The following is a 13,518-nucleotide window of genomic DNA, read 5'->3' as shown; positions in this document are numbered from 1 at the left end:
AATCTTGTTCGAATCTACTCAGAGGGTTGTGATGGGGGATTATAAAAATTACCGTGTTCAATTGAAACTGTTGGATATCCTGAGACCACTCTTGATGGACAAGATTCGGAGACGATACTATCCGTTCGGCGTCGGTGGACTTTCCCCAACTATGGTCGTTGTCGTGCTATTTCGAGGATAGCTGTCGAGAGGAGGTTCACGCCGATCGGAAGACTGTCCTCGTCCACGTCGAACGTCGCGGTGTGGTGGCCGCCGGGGTGGTCGGTTCCGACGCCGACGTACGCCGCGAGGCCGCCGTTTCCTTGGACTTCCTGCATCAGATACGTGGCGTCCTCGCTGCCGCCGAGCGTGTCGCGGCGAATGGGATTGTCGACGCCGTCCGTGTTCAGCGAGACGTCGTGGACGATTTCGACCAAGCCCTCGTCGCTCTCCGCGCTCGGCGCTTCCCCCTCCGCACTGAGTTCGACGGTGCATCCGTGCATCTCCGCCGCGTTTTCGAGGACGCGCTCCGCGCGTTCTTTCATGTAATCCTTGAGTTCCGTCGTCTCGCCGCGAACCTCGCCGTCGATATACGCGTGTTCCGGGATGATGTTCGTCGCCGTTCCGCCGCCGACCTGTCCCGCGTTGACCCGCGTCGGACCGTCCTCGTGCCGCGGAATGGCGTAGAGGTTCTGAATGGCGGTGGCCATCGCCTGAATGGCGTTCTCGCCGGCGTTCGGTTGGCCGCCGGCGTGGGCCGGGACGCCGGAGAAATCCGCGCGGAAGTGGTCCACCGCGAGGAACCCGTCGACACCCGCGACGACTTCGCCGGTCGGGTGGTCGAGACCGATGTGGACCGCGAGGAGGTAGTCCACGTCGTCCATATGACCGCTCTTCGCCATCGGCTTGCCCCCGGCCACCATCTCCTCTCCGGGTTGGAAGAGGACCTTGAACGTCCCCTCGAAGTCGCTGTCCTTTATCGCTTCGAGCACGCCGATTCCCATCGTGATGTGCGAGTCGTGGCCGCACGCGTGCATCGCGCCCGCGTGTTCGGAACGGAAGCCTTCCGCGGCGGGAACGTGGTCGTCGTCGGTCGATTCTTCCCGAACCAGTCCGTCGATGTCCACGCGAAGGGCGACGGTCGGTCCCTCGCCGCGTTCGAGGACCGCAATCGCGCCCGTGTTGCCGCCGTCGAGCCGTTCGAGGACGTCCTCGCGCTCCCCGGCGGTGCGCGCCTGTTCGTACCACGTTTCGAGTTCGTCGTCGTCCGGGACCGACATGCGCTCTTCCTGTGCGAGAACCTCGGGACCGATGTACAGCTCGTCCACACCGATGGATTCGAGTTCGTCCACGATTCGAGCGGTGGTGTAGAACTCACACCACGCGGGTTCCGGGTGTCGATGAAGGTCGCGGCGGAGTTCTACGAGTCTGTCACGGCTGGCCTGTTGGCTCATGGCAGGGTGGACGGCGGGGTGGGCCTTAAATACTCCAAAAGCGGCCATGCGAGTGACGTGTCGAAACCCGGATCGGATGGCGTCACCACCACTGACGTTCGTGCGTTTGCGGTTCGCACCGTGGTTCGATTTTCCCCCTCGAACTCCCCCTGTCTGTCAATTTTCTCGGACTACTTTTATACTACTTCGATGGCTTGTCACGGAGTGACAGAGGTATTATGAATGAGTTCGCCAGATGACGAACGCGGCGATGAAGTCGAAGAGGAGTTAGCGCAAGCAGAACACGCGCGACACGAGTCCCGTATCGAGTTCTACGGCGGGACGGCGATGAGCGCGCTCCCCATCGGGTTGTTCATCGTGTGGGCCGTGTTTCAGAGCGGTTTCCTCGGCGTCGGAAGCACCTCCGGCCTCGTCGTGGGGATGCTCCTCTCGCTCATCGTCGGGATGTTCTTCGCAAAGGGTAACTGGAAAACCTACGCCAACACCATCTTCGAGGGGATGACCCAGCGCGTGGCGGCGACGGCCATCGTCGCGTGGCTCTGGGCGGGCATGTTCGCCCAAGTGTTACAGGACGGCGGCTTCGTACAGGGCCTCGTCTGGGCCGCGAACGCGTTGCACGTCGGCGCGTCGCTGTTTCCGGCGGCGACGTTCATCCTCGCCGCGCTGTTGGCGACGGGCATCGGCACGGGGTACGGGACCACTATCGCGTTCACCGGCCTGTTCTTCCCTGCCGGACTCGTCGTCGGCGCGAATCCGGTGTTGATGTTCGGCGCGATACTGTCGGGTGCGGTGTTCGGCGACAACCTCGCACCGGTGAGCGACACGACCATCGTCAGTGCGGTGACGCAGGATTCGGACATCGGCGGCGTCGTCGCCTCGCGGTTCAAATACGCGCTCGCGGCGGCGGTATTGGCGTTCGTCGGCTACGTCGTCGCCGGAATGATGATGGACGGGGCGAACATCGCCGCCGACATCTCGCTGGACAGCAACCCCGTCGGCCTCATCCACCTCGTGTCGATGGGCATCGTCATCGTGACGGCCGTCTCGGGGCGACACATCGTCGAGGCGATTTCGTGGGGACTCGTGTTCGCGATCATCGTCAACGTCGTCACCGGCCTCGCGCCGATTCAGAAGATGTTGGTCTTCTACGCGCCGACCAACGGCCCGCTCGCGAGTACCTTCGGCTTCCTGCCGTTCGTGCAGACCGTCGCCGTGAACGCCGACAACGCGGGTACGGTCGGCGGTAGTCTCTACAGCGGCGCGTCGGGCTTCTTCCCGCTCATCGTGTTGACCCTGCTCATCGTCGCGGGAGCACAGATAATGATTCGGGGCGGCGGCTTCGAGGCGCTGCAGAACTTCCTGTTGAAAAGCGTCGCGACCAACGTCCGGCGGGCGGAGACGACCATGGTCCTCGGCACGGCGGGTGTCAACGCGATGATCACCATTAACACCGCCGCCGAAATCGCCATCGCGCCGTACGTCGCTCGCATCGGCAAGCGGTTCAACGTCAACGGCTACCGGCGCGCGAACATCCTCGACGCCAATAGCTCCGCGATGGGCTACATCTTCCCGTGGGGCGGCGGCGTCTTGGTCGGCTACGCGACCATGATCCAACTCGTGGGCAGCGACCAGTTCGGCTGGTTCACCCGGTCGATGGTCGTCAACCCCGCGGAAGTCTGGCCGTTCGTCTTCCACGGATGGTTCCTGTTCGGCGTCTTCCTGTTCTCCGCGCTGACCGGGTTCGGGCTGGAATACGTTTCCGACCGTCGAGCCGAGGAGGTGGCCCGAGTATGAGCCTCCTCGACAAGTATCTGGCCGGGTGGTCGTTCCGGTCGAACAAACCCGTGTTCGAGACCGGCGAGGAGATAGACGTCTATCTTACGGACCAGCGCAACGGTACCGCGACGGCCCGTGTCGGGGACTCCGTCCTTCGAGTGGAAGGCGCACCGCCGGGGAAAGTGGACGACCGGGTACGACTTCGCGTCGAGGAGTTCGACTCGAACGATCACACCGGACAGGCGACGTTCGTCGAAGCCATCGACGGCGAGTGACGGACCCGGTTACGTCGAGGTAACTCCCTAACCGGCCGCTTACGGCCACTTTATCCCGTCGAGAGACCTCCTTTCAACCGCGTACCACGGGGGTGCGGAACGATGGAATCGAACGACTCGATAGAACTCCCGAACCCGCGGGATTCGCGGCGGGAGTTCCTGAAGAAAGGGCTTCTCGCGGCGAGTGCGGTCGGACTCGGACTCGCGGGAGTAGGGACGGTGGCGGCACAGGGAGAACGGGACACGCTGGTGTATTTCGACGACTACGTGGCGGACGCACAGTTCCGCGTCGTCTCGATACTGCCGGCGACGATAACGGTGCGGATGCTCGCACTTCCCGGCGGCGGTGAAGTACCCGAAATCTCGCAACCGGACGACTACAACGGCTATGCGATTCGGTACGACAGGGGAACCGGGAGCGTCGCCGGTGCTTCGTACGTGTTCACCAAGGGGACGCTACGGGAACGGACGAAATACGAGTTCTTGCGGGACGCGACGGTGTTCAGCAGTCGCCTCGGCCTCCTCGAAACGTCAGTTAGACGGTCCTGAACGGGCAGTCGAGACCGAGCGGTCGCTGGGACACTCGCGTTTCGGGATTGTAAGGAGAGAGAAAGATCGAGGACGGTCAGGCTTTCCCCATGCCCTGAATCTGTTCGAGTTCGACCTCGACGCGGATTCCCGGCGGGAAGTCCATCTGTGCGACGCGACGGGACACGTCGTTGTGCCCGACGATTTCCAACCGTCGCGTGTAGACGGTGTAGTCCCAACTTCGGAACTGTCGGCTCTCGTCGCCGGAGAGGGTCTTGTACTGCGGAACGCGATGTCGCTCCGGCGGGTCCGAGTGCGGCCCGCGAAGATCGGCACCTTTTCGCCCGGCTAACGAACGAATGTCCGATACTACGTTGTCGAGAACGGGCCGGTTCCCGCTCTGGAGTAGTACTTTCGTAATGAAGGTCATGGCTAGCTCTGTAGACTGTACACAATCATGCTACGTAAAACATCTGCTTCCGTCTCGCACCTTTGTTACGCCCGTTTCTGGGGGAAATGATGGAGTTCCAGTCGGGAGCCCAATATCGAAGCGCGCTGCTGGCACGAAAACTCGGTATTGGTTCGACATTCCTTTAATGGCCAACCTCGTACCTGAACACAATGGCAGTTAACGCTACGAGCGCGGGTGCGATCCTGTTCAGGGATACCCGCGGTCGACGAGAATACCTCCTCCTCAAAAGCCGACCGGGCGATTGGGAGTTCCCGAAAGGCGGCGTGGAGGGCGACGAAGAGCTACAGCAAACGGCAATACGGGAGGTAAAAGAGGAGGCCGGAATCGAGGATTTTCGGCTCCTCGACGGCTTCCGCGACGATTACAGTTACGTCTTCGAGGCGAACGGGACGACGATTCACAAGACCGTCCACCTGTTCATCGCAAAATCGTACGAGGCCAGCGCGGAACTCTCGACCGAACATCGGGACCTGCAGTGGCGCGACTACGAGCAGGCGATAAACACCATCACGCAGGACGGACCGCGCGACATCCTCCGTGATGCGGACGAGTACCTCGACGAGTACGAAGACACCTGAACGGGAACGAAAACGTGCGAATTTTCGAAGCATATTTCGAGCCGACCACCGAGCGGTCCGTCCCGAGATCGAACCTAAAGTACATCGTCCAGAAAACATTTGTTCCCATAACTGAGTGAAGTGACATGAATCGACGACGGTTTCTGACGACGGTCGGGACGACTGCCGCGATCGGTTCGACGACCGGGTGTGTGATGGGAGACGGCATCCCCGGGCCGAACTATCCGGGCGGAACCCTGTGGCTTCACAATACGGCCGAATCGGACCTCTCGCTGACCGTCACGACGGTCGATCACTCGCCGAAAGCGACGCTGGAGGTGGAGCTTTCGGCGGGCAGCGGTGAGACGTACCGCCAGTTCGTCTCGGCCCCGCCGGGAACCCCTGTCACGCTTCGCGCTCGCGTCGAAACGAGCGAGAAGTGGACGATGTTCGAGTTCCTCCCGAGCGGCGGCGGTGACGGGAGCGACACGCCGCCGCAGTACGCCCGACTGGACGTCCTCGGCGTCGGCGGCGGCCTCGATTGGAGCGCGTGGGAGGGAGTCGCGCCCGAATAGGGAATGAACGCGGCGCTGGTGCTCATCTGTTGTCCCGAAAGAGAAAAAACGGATTCTCTGTCGCCGAATCGGTCGGTTCTACTGTCGCCGTGCGAGCAGCGCGACCGCCGCGAGCGCGACGACCGAAATCCCGACGCCGAAGCCGGGTTGTCCGCCGCTGTCGGTCGTCGTCGTGGAGTCGTTCGACGTGGTCGTCGTGGTCATTCCGGACTCGTCGGACGTCGTGGTGTCCGTCTTCGTGGTCGTCCGCGACGCGTTCGATTCGTCGCCTCGAACGTTCAACCCGCCGTAGCCGATTTTGGGGGCACTGTCCCCGGTTCCGGCGTAGACGGTTATCCCGTACATGTTAGCGGGGAGTTTCCCGTCGATCGTCGTCTCGTTTTTGACGGTGAGTTCGTCGGCGTCGGCCTTCGTCGTCAGGGCCGACCCGTCGCCGCTCCCCGCCTTCGCGGTGTCGAACACGAGGACGACGGTGCCGTCGCCGTCGCCGTCGGTCACGCTCGCGTTGAGTTTGTACTTCATCTCGCCGCCGCCGACTTGGACGGTCACGGCGTCCACGTCCTCCAGCGAGAGGTTCATCGTCGCCGTCTCTCCCCGCTCCACCTCGTAGATGGAACTGTTCAAGGAAACCGAACTGTTCGCATCGTTCGATTGGAAGAGCACAGGGGACTGTACCGCGGGGTTCGTCGTACTCGCCGCGTGTCCGGCCGAACCCACCGTTGCGGTTCCGGCGAGGAGCGAGACGACCAACAGGGTCGTGAGGGTGGTTCGTAGATTCATCGTTTTGTGGGGACCGGTACGGAAAACCGGTTTACTCGTCAGTTGACAAGGAAGTTCACTCTTTCAGCCATACCAACAAATGTTTTTTGATACACCGGAGTCGAATCGCTTACCAGCGTCGGGAGAGAGGGAAGCGTATGGACGAATCGGAGTTCGTCTTCGAACTGCGAACCTGTCGGTGGGCCGAGCGACGCTGGCCGCCCGACGGCGAACGGCCCGTTCTCGTCGCCCGACAACTCGGAACGAAGCGGAGGCGGTGGGACACCGTGGTCATCGAAGTGGACGCCGACGCCTTCGCTCGTCGGGCGAACTTCGGACGGAACCGGTTGGACGGCGACACGCTCGACGTGGTGCAGCACGCGCCCGCGGAATGGGAGTGGTATCGGGACGCCCTCCCCGAACCCGCCTATCCGTGGCGGTACGTCCGCGAGACGATTCACGAGGCGGACGAGCGAGGAATTCTCTCGGTTCGAAAGCGGGGCAATCGCCTCGAAATCAAGCGCCGGTACGCGTATCCGAACTGGGTTCGGCGCATCGTCGCCATCGAGAACAAACCCGATTTGGACGCGGGCGCGGCCCGCGATTTGCGTCCGCAGTTGGAACGGGACGTGGCCCTCTCGTTGGCCGACGAGGTGTGGGTGGCGACGAACCGGACGGGCGAGACGACCGAACCCGCCCTCCTCGAATCCATCCCGGTCGAGGCCGGGATTCTGACGTTCGACGGTCACGACGCCGAGGTGGCGTGGTACCCCCGAACGCTCGATGTCGACGCGCCGGGAACGCGAATCCTCGAACGACCCGGCGGCGGGAAGTACGACCAGTCCGCCGCCCGGTTCGAGTACGTGTCTCCCGACGAGAAGGCACGAAAGCGGCTCGAAATCGCGGAACGGGCCTACGAACGGGGGTGGCGAACGTACACCCGAACGATGCGCCCGGACTGTCGGCACTTCGACCTGCGGCGCGAGGAAGCGTTGGTGTTACCCTACTGTGATGCGAAATCCTGCCATCAGACGGCGCGGGAATGTTCCGGCAGGTGCTCGGCATTCGAACCGGAACCGCCGTCGTGGCGGCAGAAGGGATGGCCCATCGAGGGCGGGCCGGGGAACGCCAGCAAACGACTGCTCGAATCGCGTCGGGAACGCAATCGTCCGGGTGGGTCGGAGTCGGACGACGAGTGACTCAACCGGACTCTTCGACCGTTATGTCGTCGCGTTCGACGGTGAGTTTGAACGTCGGGACGGTCCGATAGACGACTTCGACGACGCCCTTCCGTTTCAGGCTCTGGAGCGCCGAGCGCACGTCGTCGACGTCCGGGTCGACACCGAACTCCTCGCGGACGGCGTGGAGGACGGAGACGACGCTCGCCGAGCGCTCGTTCGGGTCGGGAACGACGTCGAACACCTGTCGCTGGAGCGTCGGCACGCGGACCACGCTCGGAACCTCGTCCCCGTCGTCGGCGACCATGCCGGGTTCAACGTCCACGAGGTCGTTCGCCTCGGTGGTCGCGCGGATGTAGCTGTTGTCGTCCCGGTAGTAGTACTCCTTCAGTTCGTTTTCGAGATACTGATGCACTTCGCTCCCGCTCTCTAACCCCCAGCGATCCTGCAGTTCGCTGTTTTTGGTCGGTTGGAGTTCGACCAGATCTGCCAGTCGGTCGCGGGCCTCCTCGGACAACGTCATTGTCGCGTGTTTATGACGGGGGGTTATTTGCCAGTTCCGAAGCGACACCGGCGTTCGTTTCGGCGACGACGCCCGGTAATAGGAATCGTTGTGGACGGTCGGTCGTCGAAACGATTAACCGAACACCCCGAGACGACATACCCATGCCCGAATCGGACACGGTACGCTACGAGTTTTCCGACGACGTTGCGACGCTGACGGTGGACCGACCCGACCGACTCAACGCGCTCAACGTCGAAACGCTCAACGCGCTCCGCGACGCCATCGACGAGGCGGAGTCGGACGGTGCCCGTGCGCTCGTCCTCACGGGAGCGGGCGAGAAGGCGTTCGTCGCCGGGGCCGACATCGGCTACATGAAGGACCTCTCGGTGGCGGAGGCACAGGCGTACGCCGAGTTGGGCCACGACGTCGCCGACTCGCTCGAATCGTTTCCCGCGCCGGTCATCGCCGCCATCAACGGCTACACCTTCGGCGGCGGTTGTGAACTCGCGCTCGCCTGTGACCTCCGCGTGGCGAGTTCGAACGCCGTTCTCGGCCAGACCGAAATCGACCTCGGAATCATCCCCGGCTGGGGCGGCACACAGCGACTCTCGCGGTTGGTCGGCGACGAACTCGCCCGCCGGCTCATCTTCTTCGGCGAGCGCATCGACGCCCAAGACGCTCACGAGATGGGACTGGTCGGCGAGGTCGTCGCACCCGACGAACTGGACGCCCACGTGGAGGAGATGGCGACCGACCTCGCGGAGCGTCCGGCGTTCGCCCTCCAAGCCGCGAAGGAGGCGCTGAATCAGGTGCAGGAAGGCACCCTGTCGGCGGGGCTTCGCTACGAGCGTCGGCTTTGGAGTTCGATGTTCGGCACCCACGACCAGCGGGAAGGAATGACCGCGTTCGTGGAGGACAGGGAACCGAATTTCGACTGAGCGGAAGGAAAGGAGAAACGCAAACGCGACGGGTTCGTTCTTTTTCGATTTTCTAATCCTGTGGGGACGCACGCGCGTCCGAGGACGGCCCCCTCGTCTCTTCGACCTGCGTGTAGACGAGGATGACACCCAGTGCCGCGAGGAAGCCGCCCACCTCGAACGGCACTTGGAAGCCGAACCGAACGAGGAAGCCGGAGGAGAGCGGACCGATGGCGGTTCCGAGGCCGAACGCCATAGTGAGCAGGGAGAGTTGGGTCCCGGACCGTCCCTTTCGTGCGATGTCGCCCGCCAATGCGAGTGCGGGGGCGAACACCAGCGCACCGGCGACGCCTTGGACGAGTCGGGCGACGAGCATCTGCATGGGGGTGGTGACGAACCCCTGAACCACCGTCGCCGGGATGAGCAGGACGAGTCCGGCGATGATGAACTGCCGTCGCCCGTAGTGGTCCGTCGCACGGCCGATAGGCGCTTGCAGGCCCACCTGCGCGAGGATGAACGCCGCGAATTCGAGGCCGAACCACAGTTCGTTCTGTCCGAGTCGCGTGTTGATGGTCGTCTCCAGCGTCGAAATCAAGGCGATACTGATGGCCATGAACAGCGAGGCGAGTGCGAGCGTGAATATCGGGTCGAGACCGCTCCGCGAGCCGAGAACCGAGATCGAGAAGTCGTCGCCAGCATCGGCCTCCGTTTGCTCGGGGTCGCTCACGAGCAGGGTGACGAGCGCGAAACTGACGAGCGCCCCCAGCGAGGCGATGTAGAACGCGGCTTGGAAACCGGTCATGTGGAGTCCGGCGAGGTCGTAGGGTCCCTGATGGACCAGCGCGCCGGCCGCTATCGGCCCCGCACCGAACCCGAGCAACCGGAAGGTGTTGAACACGCCCATGTTTCCGCCGCGGTTCTCGTCCGACGCGAGGTCGTTGACAAGCGCGATGGTACACGGGATCGTGAACGCGACGCCGATGCCCTGGATCGCCCGGATGGCGATGAGGGCGGGGTAGCTGCCCGCAAAGGAGTACGAGAAGTTCGTCACTGCTAGAATTCCGAGTCCGAGGAGGATGAACACCTTCCGTCGCTCGGACCTGTCGGAGAGGTATCCCGCGAACGGTTGCGTGAAGCTGTTCAGAAGCCCGAAAAGCGAGAGGACGATACCGGTGATGAGCGTCTCGGTGAGGCCGAACGCGTCACCGGATATCGAACCACTGGCGATGTAGAGCGGCAGAACGACGATGAGAAACGAGTTGCCGACGGAGTCGGCCATCCGCGCTATCGCCAGCGCTAGCACTCGTCTGTCTACACTGAACATTCGGTTCGAAATACCGACTGCACGTTGAAGACAGTTGTGATGGTGGCCGTAGTGACAGCTATCGGTATACTTGTCGACAACGCTGTCGGGCGTTTCCGCCCTCGAAACGGCGGCCGCGGCAACAACTAAGCACCACCGCGTCGTCTGTGATACCATGGCACGGAGAGTGAAATACAACCGTCTCGACACGGTCCTTCGGGAACTCTCGTATCCGATTCCACGGGGGGATGCGGCCATCGAGTTGGAGGGAACGACGCTCGTCCTCGCGGACGGTGAGCGGAACCTCGGGGAACTCATCGACGAAACCGACCAAGAGGAGTACGAGTCGGCGCGCGACCTCGAAACGGAGATCAACAACGTCCTGCCGCGAGAGGCCGTCGGCGAACCGTATCAGTCCGAAGGGGAAGGATAAGCGAAAAGCGGGAAAAGCACGCGACTTAAATGGCCGCGTTTGTTAGTCCGGGACAACAATGGAGTTCTGTGACGAGTGCGGTTCCATGATGAAAGCGAACGACGGTTTCTGGGTCTGTGGCAGTTGCGGTCACGAGACCCCGCGAGGCGATTCCTCGGAGTACGTCATCACCGAAGACCAGGAAGCGACCGAGATAATCGAAAGCAGCGGCGGCAGCAACGGCCTCCCGACGACCGGCGTCCAGTGTCCCAACTGTGACAACGACGAGGCCTACTGGTACCTCCAGCAAATTCGCTCGGCCGACGAGAGCGAGACGCGCTTTTTCGTCTGCACCGAATGCGAACACAAGTGGCGCGAAGACGACCACTAAACCCGATTTCTCGCAGTGCTATTTCTCAGAAGTCGAGTAGCCGCCTCGGCGCATGTCGTTTTTGATGAAACGGAGATTGGTATCCGTGAGAGGCAGTTTTCGAAAGTCCCCACCCGGTCGCTACGAATCACATTCGACTTTTATATGAAACCATTCGGTGAGAGGAAGTCCTCGAAAGCCCCCGCCCGGTCGCGGTCGCTCGACGACATATCGCGGACCTCTCCGCATCGCTCGGTCCGCGATAGGGGTCGCCGAGACGACCACGCAAGCGCGACTTTAGTCGGAGCGAAGCTCCGACAGCGTCCCCCTCACTCCGTTCGCGGAACCGGGCGGCCCCTTTCATTCCACCCACGATACCGCCACCGCACAGCATCAGCCACACCCTCCCCAGCCGATTCCTTCGCGTTCGCTCAGTCATCCCTCGCATGATAATCAACGGGCCTTCGGCCGTGTTGGCCTCAGGCCCGTTGATGCACGCGCCGACGTGGTCCGTCCAGTTTCACGTGCCGCTGGTTTTCCGCCGTGACGTACACTGACAAGTGCCTTTGAAATCCCACTCGTCTTACTGCCTTCCCCGTCTCGTCGGAATGATGCCTGCACGTCGCGAACGACGGCACGCTTTTTGTCGCCCTCGAAGTCGTCCGTCAATCCTTAAGACGCATCACGACAACAGTTCAGGCAATGTTTGACGCGGACGACTTGGAGGAGATCCGCCGGGGGAAAGAGGAGTGGGAAGCGGACGCCCTCGACCCGACGCTTGACCGGTTCGGCGAACGAAAGGAGGAGTTCACGACCGACACCGACGGACAGACGGTGGAGCGCCTCTACACGCCGAACGACGTCGCCGACACGGACTACGAGGAGGACCTCGGTTATCCGGGCGAGGATCCTTACACGCGCGGCGTCTACCCCACGATGTACCGGGGACGACTGTGGACGATGCGCCAGTACGCCGGGTTCGGGACGGCCGAGGAGACCAACGAGCGCTATCACTACCTCATCGACAATGGCCAGACGGGGCTGTCGGTGGCGTTCGACCTGCCGACGCAGATGGGGTACACCTCCGACGCCGCGATGTCGGCGGGCGAAGTCGGGAAGTCGGGCGTCGCGATCGACTCGCTGGCGGACATGGAGGCGTTGTTCGACGGGATTCCGCTGGACGAGGTGAGCACGTCGATGACCATCAACGCGCCCGCGTCGGTGCTGTTGGCGATGTACATCGCGGTGGGCGACGAGCAGGGCGTCCCCCGCGGGGAGCTTCGTGGAACGATCCAGAACGACCTGCTGAAGGAGTACATCGCGCGGAACACGTACATCTTCCCGCCCGAACCGTCGATGCGCATCATCACGGACATCTTCGAGTTCTGCGCCGAGGAGGTGCCGAAGTTCAACACCATCTCGATTTCCGGCTACCACGTCCGCGAGGCGGGCGCGACGGCGGCACAGGAACTCGCGTTCACGCTCGGCAACGGCATCGAGTACGTGGAGGCCGCGCTCGACGCCGGGTTGGACGTGGACGAGTTCGCCCCCCAACTCTCGTTTTTCTTCAACGCACACAACGACATTTTAGAGGAAGTGTCGAAGTTCCGCGCCGCCCGGCGGATGTGGGCGAAAATCATGGAGGAACGCTTCGGCGCGGAGAATCCGAAGTCGAAACAGCTCAAGTTCCACACCCAGACCGCTGGCTCGACGCTCGCCGCCCAGCAGATAGAGAACAACGTCGTCCGGGTGGCGTATCAGGCGCTCGCGGCGGTTCTCGGCGGGACACAGAGCCTGCACACCAACGGCAAGGACGAGGCGCTGGCGCTGCCGACGGAGGAGAGCGTGCGGACCGCGCTCCGAACCCAGCAGATTCTCGCACACGAGAGCGGGGCCGCCGACACCATCGACCCGCTGGCGGGCAGTTACTACGTGGAGGCGCTCACGGACGACCTGGAGGAGGAAGCCTTCGGACTCCTCGACACCATCGACGAGAAGGGCGGCATGCGCTCGGCCATCGAGAGCCAGTGGGTCCAGCGCCAGATTCAGGACGTGGCCTACGACCGCCAGCAGGAGATAGAGTCGGGCGAGCGAACCATCGTCGGCGTCAACGAGTTCGAGGTGGACGAGGAGGCGGAGATGGACATCCAAGAGGTCACGGCGGAGGACGAACGCCGCCAGATCGACCGCCTGAACGAGGTTCGAGAGGAGCGGGACGACGGGGAAGTCGAAGCGACGCTGGACGCGCTCCGCACCGCGGCGGAGGGAGAGGACAACCTGCTGCCGTACATCGTGGACGCGGTGAAGGCCTACGCCACGGTGGGCGAAATCTGCAACGTGCTCCGGGACGTGTTCGGCGAGTATCGGCCCGGAACGGCGATTTGAACGTCTCGGGTGCCGATAGAAACCTGCCGACCGTCACTCGTCGAAAACGAAGCGGCTCGATTATCCCGCGTTA

Annotated in this window: 15 protein-coding genes; 10 read left to right on the top strand and 5 right to left on the bottom strand. The window is 62.8% G+C overall.

Annotated elements, in window-relative coordinates:
- Positions 1-149: 149 nt before the first annotated feature.
- On the bottom strand, positions 150-1,433 hold the full coding sequence (locus tag ACGYLY_RS10780; protein WP_395281628.1) for an amidohydrolase: 1,284 nt from the start codon (positions 1,431-1,433) through the stop codon (positions 150-152).
- Positions 1,434-1,655: 222 nt separating this feature from the next.
- Here ACGYLY_RS10780 and ACGYLY_RS10775 point away from each other — a divergent pair, with 222 nt between their 5' ends.
- The 3 genes from ACGYLY_RS10775 (at position 1,656) to ACGYLY_RS10765 (ending at position 4,033) form a co-directional block, all read left to right on the top strand.
- Positions 1,656-3,227 (top strand): Na+/H+ antiporter NhaC family protein, encoded by a 1,572-nt coding sequence (locus ACGYLY_RS10775; protein WP_395281630.1) that lies wholly within the window; start codon positions 1,656-1,658, stop codon positions 3,225-3,227.
- The gene (locus tag ACGYLY_RS10770) at positions 3,224-3,484 is read left to right on the top strand and encodes a hypothetical protein (RefSeq protein ID WP_395281631.1); all 261 of its coding nucleotides are present in this window, start codon (positions 3,224-3,226) and stop codon (positions 3,482-3,484) included. The genes ACGYLY_RS10775 and ACGYLY_RS10770 overlap by 4 nt, the downstream gene beginning before the upstream one ends.
- Positions 3,485-3,586: 102 nt before the next feature.
- Entirely contained in the window at positions 3,587-4,033 is a 447-nt protein-coding gene (locus ACGYLY_RS10765) for a hypothetical protein (protein ID WP_395281632.1), read from the top strand.
- 76 nt (positions 4,034-4,109) lie between these two features.
- Here the strand turns inward: ACGYLY_RS10765 and ACGYLY_RS10760 are convergent, their stop codons facing one another.
- The gene (locus tag ACGYLY_RS10760; RefSeq protein WP_395281633.1) at positions 4,110-4,442 is read right to left on the bottom strand and encodes a 30S ribosomal protein S10; all 333 of its coding nucleotides are present in this window, start codon (positions 4,440-4,442) and stop codon (positions 4,110-4,112) included.
- A gap of 191 nt (positions 4,443-4,633) precedes the next feature.
- Here ACGYLY_RS10760 and ACGYLY_RS10755 point away from each other — a divergent pair, with 191 nt between their 5' ends.
- Together ACGYLY_RS10755 and ACGYLY_RS10750 are read left to right on the top strand one after the other, a co-directional pair.
- The gene (locus ACGYLY_RS10755; protein WP_395281634.1) at positions 4,634-5,062 is read left to right on the top strand and encodes a bis(5'-nucleosyl)-tetraphosphatase; all 429 of its coding nucleotides are present in this window, start codon (positions 4,634-4,636) and stop codon (positions 5,060-5,062) included.
- Positions 5,063-5,187: 125 nt separating this feature from the next.
- Positions 5,188-5,616: a hypothetical protein gene (locus ACGYLY_RS10750; protein ID WP_395281635.1), complete on the top strand. Its 429-nt coding sequence runs from the start codon at positions 5,188-5,190 to the stop codon at positions 5,614-5,616.
- Positions 5,617-5,694: 78 nt separating this feature from the next.
- Here ACGYLY_RS10750 and ACGYLY_RS10745 read toward each other — a convergent pair whose 3' ends face one another.
- Positions 5,695-6,396, bottom strand: coding sequence for a PGF-CTERM sorting domain-containing protein (locus ACGYLY_RS10745; RefSeq protein WP_395281636.1), 702 nt, complete (start codon positions 6,394-6,396; stop codon positions 5,695-5,697).
- Positions 6,397-6,533: 137 nt separating this feature from the next.
- Here ACGYLY_RS10745 and ACGYLY_RS10740 point away from each other — a divergent pair, with 137 nt between their 5' ends.
- Positions 6,534-7,574, top strand: coding sequence for a DUF5787 family protein (locus ACGYLY_RS10740; protein WP_395281637.1), 1,041 nt, complete (start codon positions 6,534-6,536; stop codon positions 7,572-7,574).
- A 1-nt stretch (position 7,575) separates the two neighbouring features.
- On the opposite strand, the gene ACGYLY_RS10735 is transcribed toward ACGYLY_RS10740, so the two are convergent.
- Positions 7,576-8,076 (bottom strand): DUF5797 family protein, encoded by a 501-nt coding sequence (locus ACGYLY_RS10735; RefSeq protein ID WP_395281638.1) that lies wholly within the window; start codon positions 8,074-8,076, stop codon positions 7,576-7,578.
- 143 nt (positions 8,077-8,219) lie between these two features.
- Between ACGYLY_RS10735 and ACGYLY_RS10730 the strand changes: the two genes are divergently transcribed.
- Positions 8,220-8,996: an enoyl-CoA hydratase/isomerase family protein gene (locus ACGYLY_RS10730; RefSeq protein ID WP_395281639.1), complete on the top strand. Its 777-nt coding sequence runs from the start codon at positions 8,220-8,222 to the stop codon at positions 8,994-8,996.
- 52 nt (positions 8,997-9,048) lie between these two features.
- On the opposite strand, the gene ACGYLY_RS10725 is transcribed toward ACGYLY_RS10730, so the two are convergent.
- The gene (locus tag ACGYLY_RS10725; RefSeq protein WP_395281640.1) at positions 9,049-10,299 is read right to left on the bottom strand and encodes an MFS transporter; all 1,251 of its coding nucleotides are present in this window, start codon (positions 10,297-10,299) and stop codon (positions 9,049-9,051) included.
- Between the two features lie 154 nt (positions 10,300-10,453).
- Between ACGYLY_RS10725 and ACGYLY_RS10720 the strand changes: the two genes are divergently transcribed.
- From ACGYLY_RS10720 to ACGYLY_RS10710, 3 genes are all read left to right on the top strand, one after another.
- Positions 10,454-10,711, top strand: a complete 258-nt coding sequence (locus tag ACGYLY_RS10720; RefSeq protein ID WP_395281641.1) for a hypothetical protein — start codon at positions 10,454-10,456, stop codon at positions 10,709-10,711.
- Positions 10,712-10,769: 58 nt separating this feature from the next.
- On the top strand, positions 10,770-11,081 hold the full coding sequence (locus tag ACGYLY_RS10715) for a transcription factor S (RefSeq protein WP_231184495.1): 312 nt from the start codon (positions 10,770-10,772) through the stop codon (positions 11,079-11,081).
- Between the two features lie 681 nt (positions 11,082-11,762).
- The gene (locus ACGYLY_RS10710) at positions 11,763-13,445 is read left to right on the top strand and encodes a methylmalonyl-CoA mutase (RefSeq protein ID WP_395281642.1); all 1,683 of its coding nucleotides are present in this window, start codon (positions 11,763-11,765) and stop codon (positions 13,443-13,445) included.
- The last annotated feature ends 73 nt before the right edge of the window (positions 13,446-13,518 follow it).

Source organism: Haladaptatus sp. CMAA 1909, from assembly GCF_043952005.1.
Classification (GTDB): Archaea; Halobacteriota; Halobacteria; order Halobacteriales; family Haladaptataceae; genus Haladaptatus.
The sequence above is the reverse complement of the archived record's forward strand: the minus strand, read 5'-3'. Positions and strand labels throughout refer to the sequence as shown.

Bases quoted from the DNA above. Each gene is read 5' to 3' on its own strand.
- ACGYLY_RS10780 (WP_395281628.1), bottom strand. From the start codon at position 1,433: ATGAGCCAACAGGCCAGCCGTGACAGACTCGTAGAACTCCGCCGCGAC.
- ACGYLY_RS10775 (WP_395281630.1), top strand. From the start codon at position 1,656: ATGAGTTCGCCAGATGACGAACGCGGCGATGAAGTCGAAGAGGAGTTA.
- ACGYLY_RS10770 (WP_395281631.1), top strand. From the start codon at position 3,224: ATGAGCCTCCTCGACAAGTATCTGGCCGGGTGGTCGTTCCGGTCGAAC.
- ACGYLY_RS10765 (WP_395281632.1), top strand. From the start codon at position 3,587: ATGGAATCGAACGACTCGATAGAACTCCCGAACCCGCGGGATTCGCGG.
- ACGYLY_RS10760 (WP_395281633.1), bottom strand. From the start codon at position 4,442: ATGACCTTCATTACGAAAGTACTACTCCAGAGCGGGAACCGGCCCGTT.
- ACGYLY_RS10755 (WP_395281634.1), top strand. From the start codon at position 4,634: ATGGCAGTTAACGCTACGAGCGCGGGTGCGATCCTGTTCAGGGATACC.
- ACGYLY_RS10750 (WP_395281635.1), top strand. From the start codon at position 5,188: ATGAATCGACGACGGTTTCTGACGACGGTCGGGACGACTGCCGCGATC.
- ACGYLY_RS10745 (WP_395281636.1), bottom strand. From the start codon at position 6,396: ATGAATCTACGAACCACCCTCACGACCCTGTTGGTCGTCTCGCTCCTC.
- ACGYLY_RS10740 (WP_395281637.1), top strand. From the start codon at position 6,534: ATGGACGAATCGGAGTTCGTCTTCGAACTGCGAACCTGTCGGTGGGCC.
- ACGYLY_RS10735 (WP_395281638.1), bottom strand. From the start codon at position 8,076: ATGACGTTGTCCGAGGAGGCCCGCGACCGACTGGCAGATCTGGTCGAA.
- ACGYLY_RS10730 (WP_395281639.1), top strand. From the start codon at position 8,220: ATGCCCGAATCGGACACGGTACGCTACGAGTTTTCCGACGACGTTGCG.
- ACGYLY_RS10725 (WP_395281640.1), bottom strand. From the start codon at position 10,299: ATGTTCAGTGTAGACAGACGAGTGCTAGCGCTGGCGATAGCGCGGATG.
- ACGYLY_RS10720 (WP_395281641.1), top strand. From the start codon at position 10,454: ATGGCACGGAGAGTGAAATACAACCGTCTCGACACGGTCCTTCGGGAA.
- ACGYLY_RS10715 (WP_231184495.1), top strand. From the start codon at position 10,770: ATGGAGTTCTGTGACGAGTGCGGTTCCATGATGAAAGCGAACGACGGT.
- ACGYLY_RS10710 (WP_395281642.1), top strand. From the start codon at position 11,763: ATGTTTGACGCGGACGACTTGGAGGAGATCCGCCGGGGGAAAGAGGAG.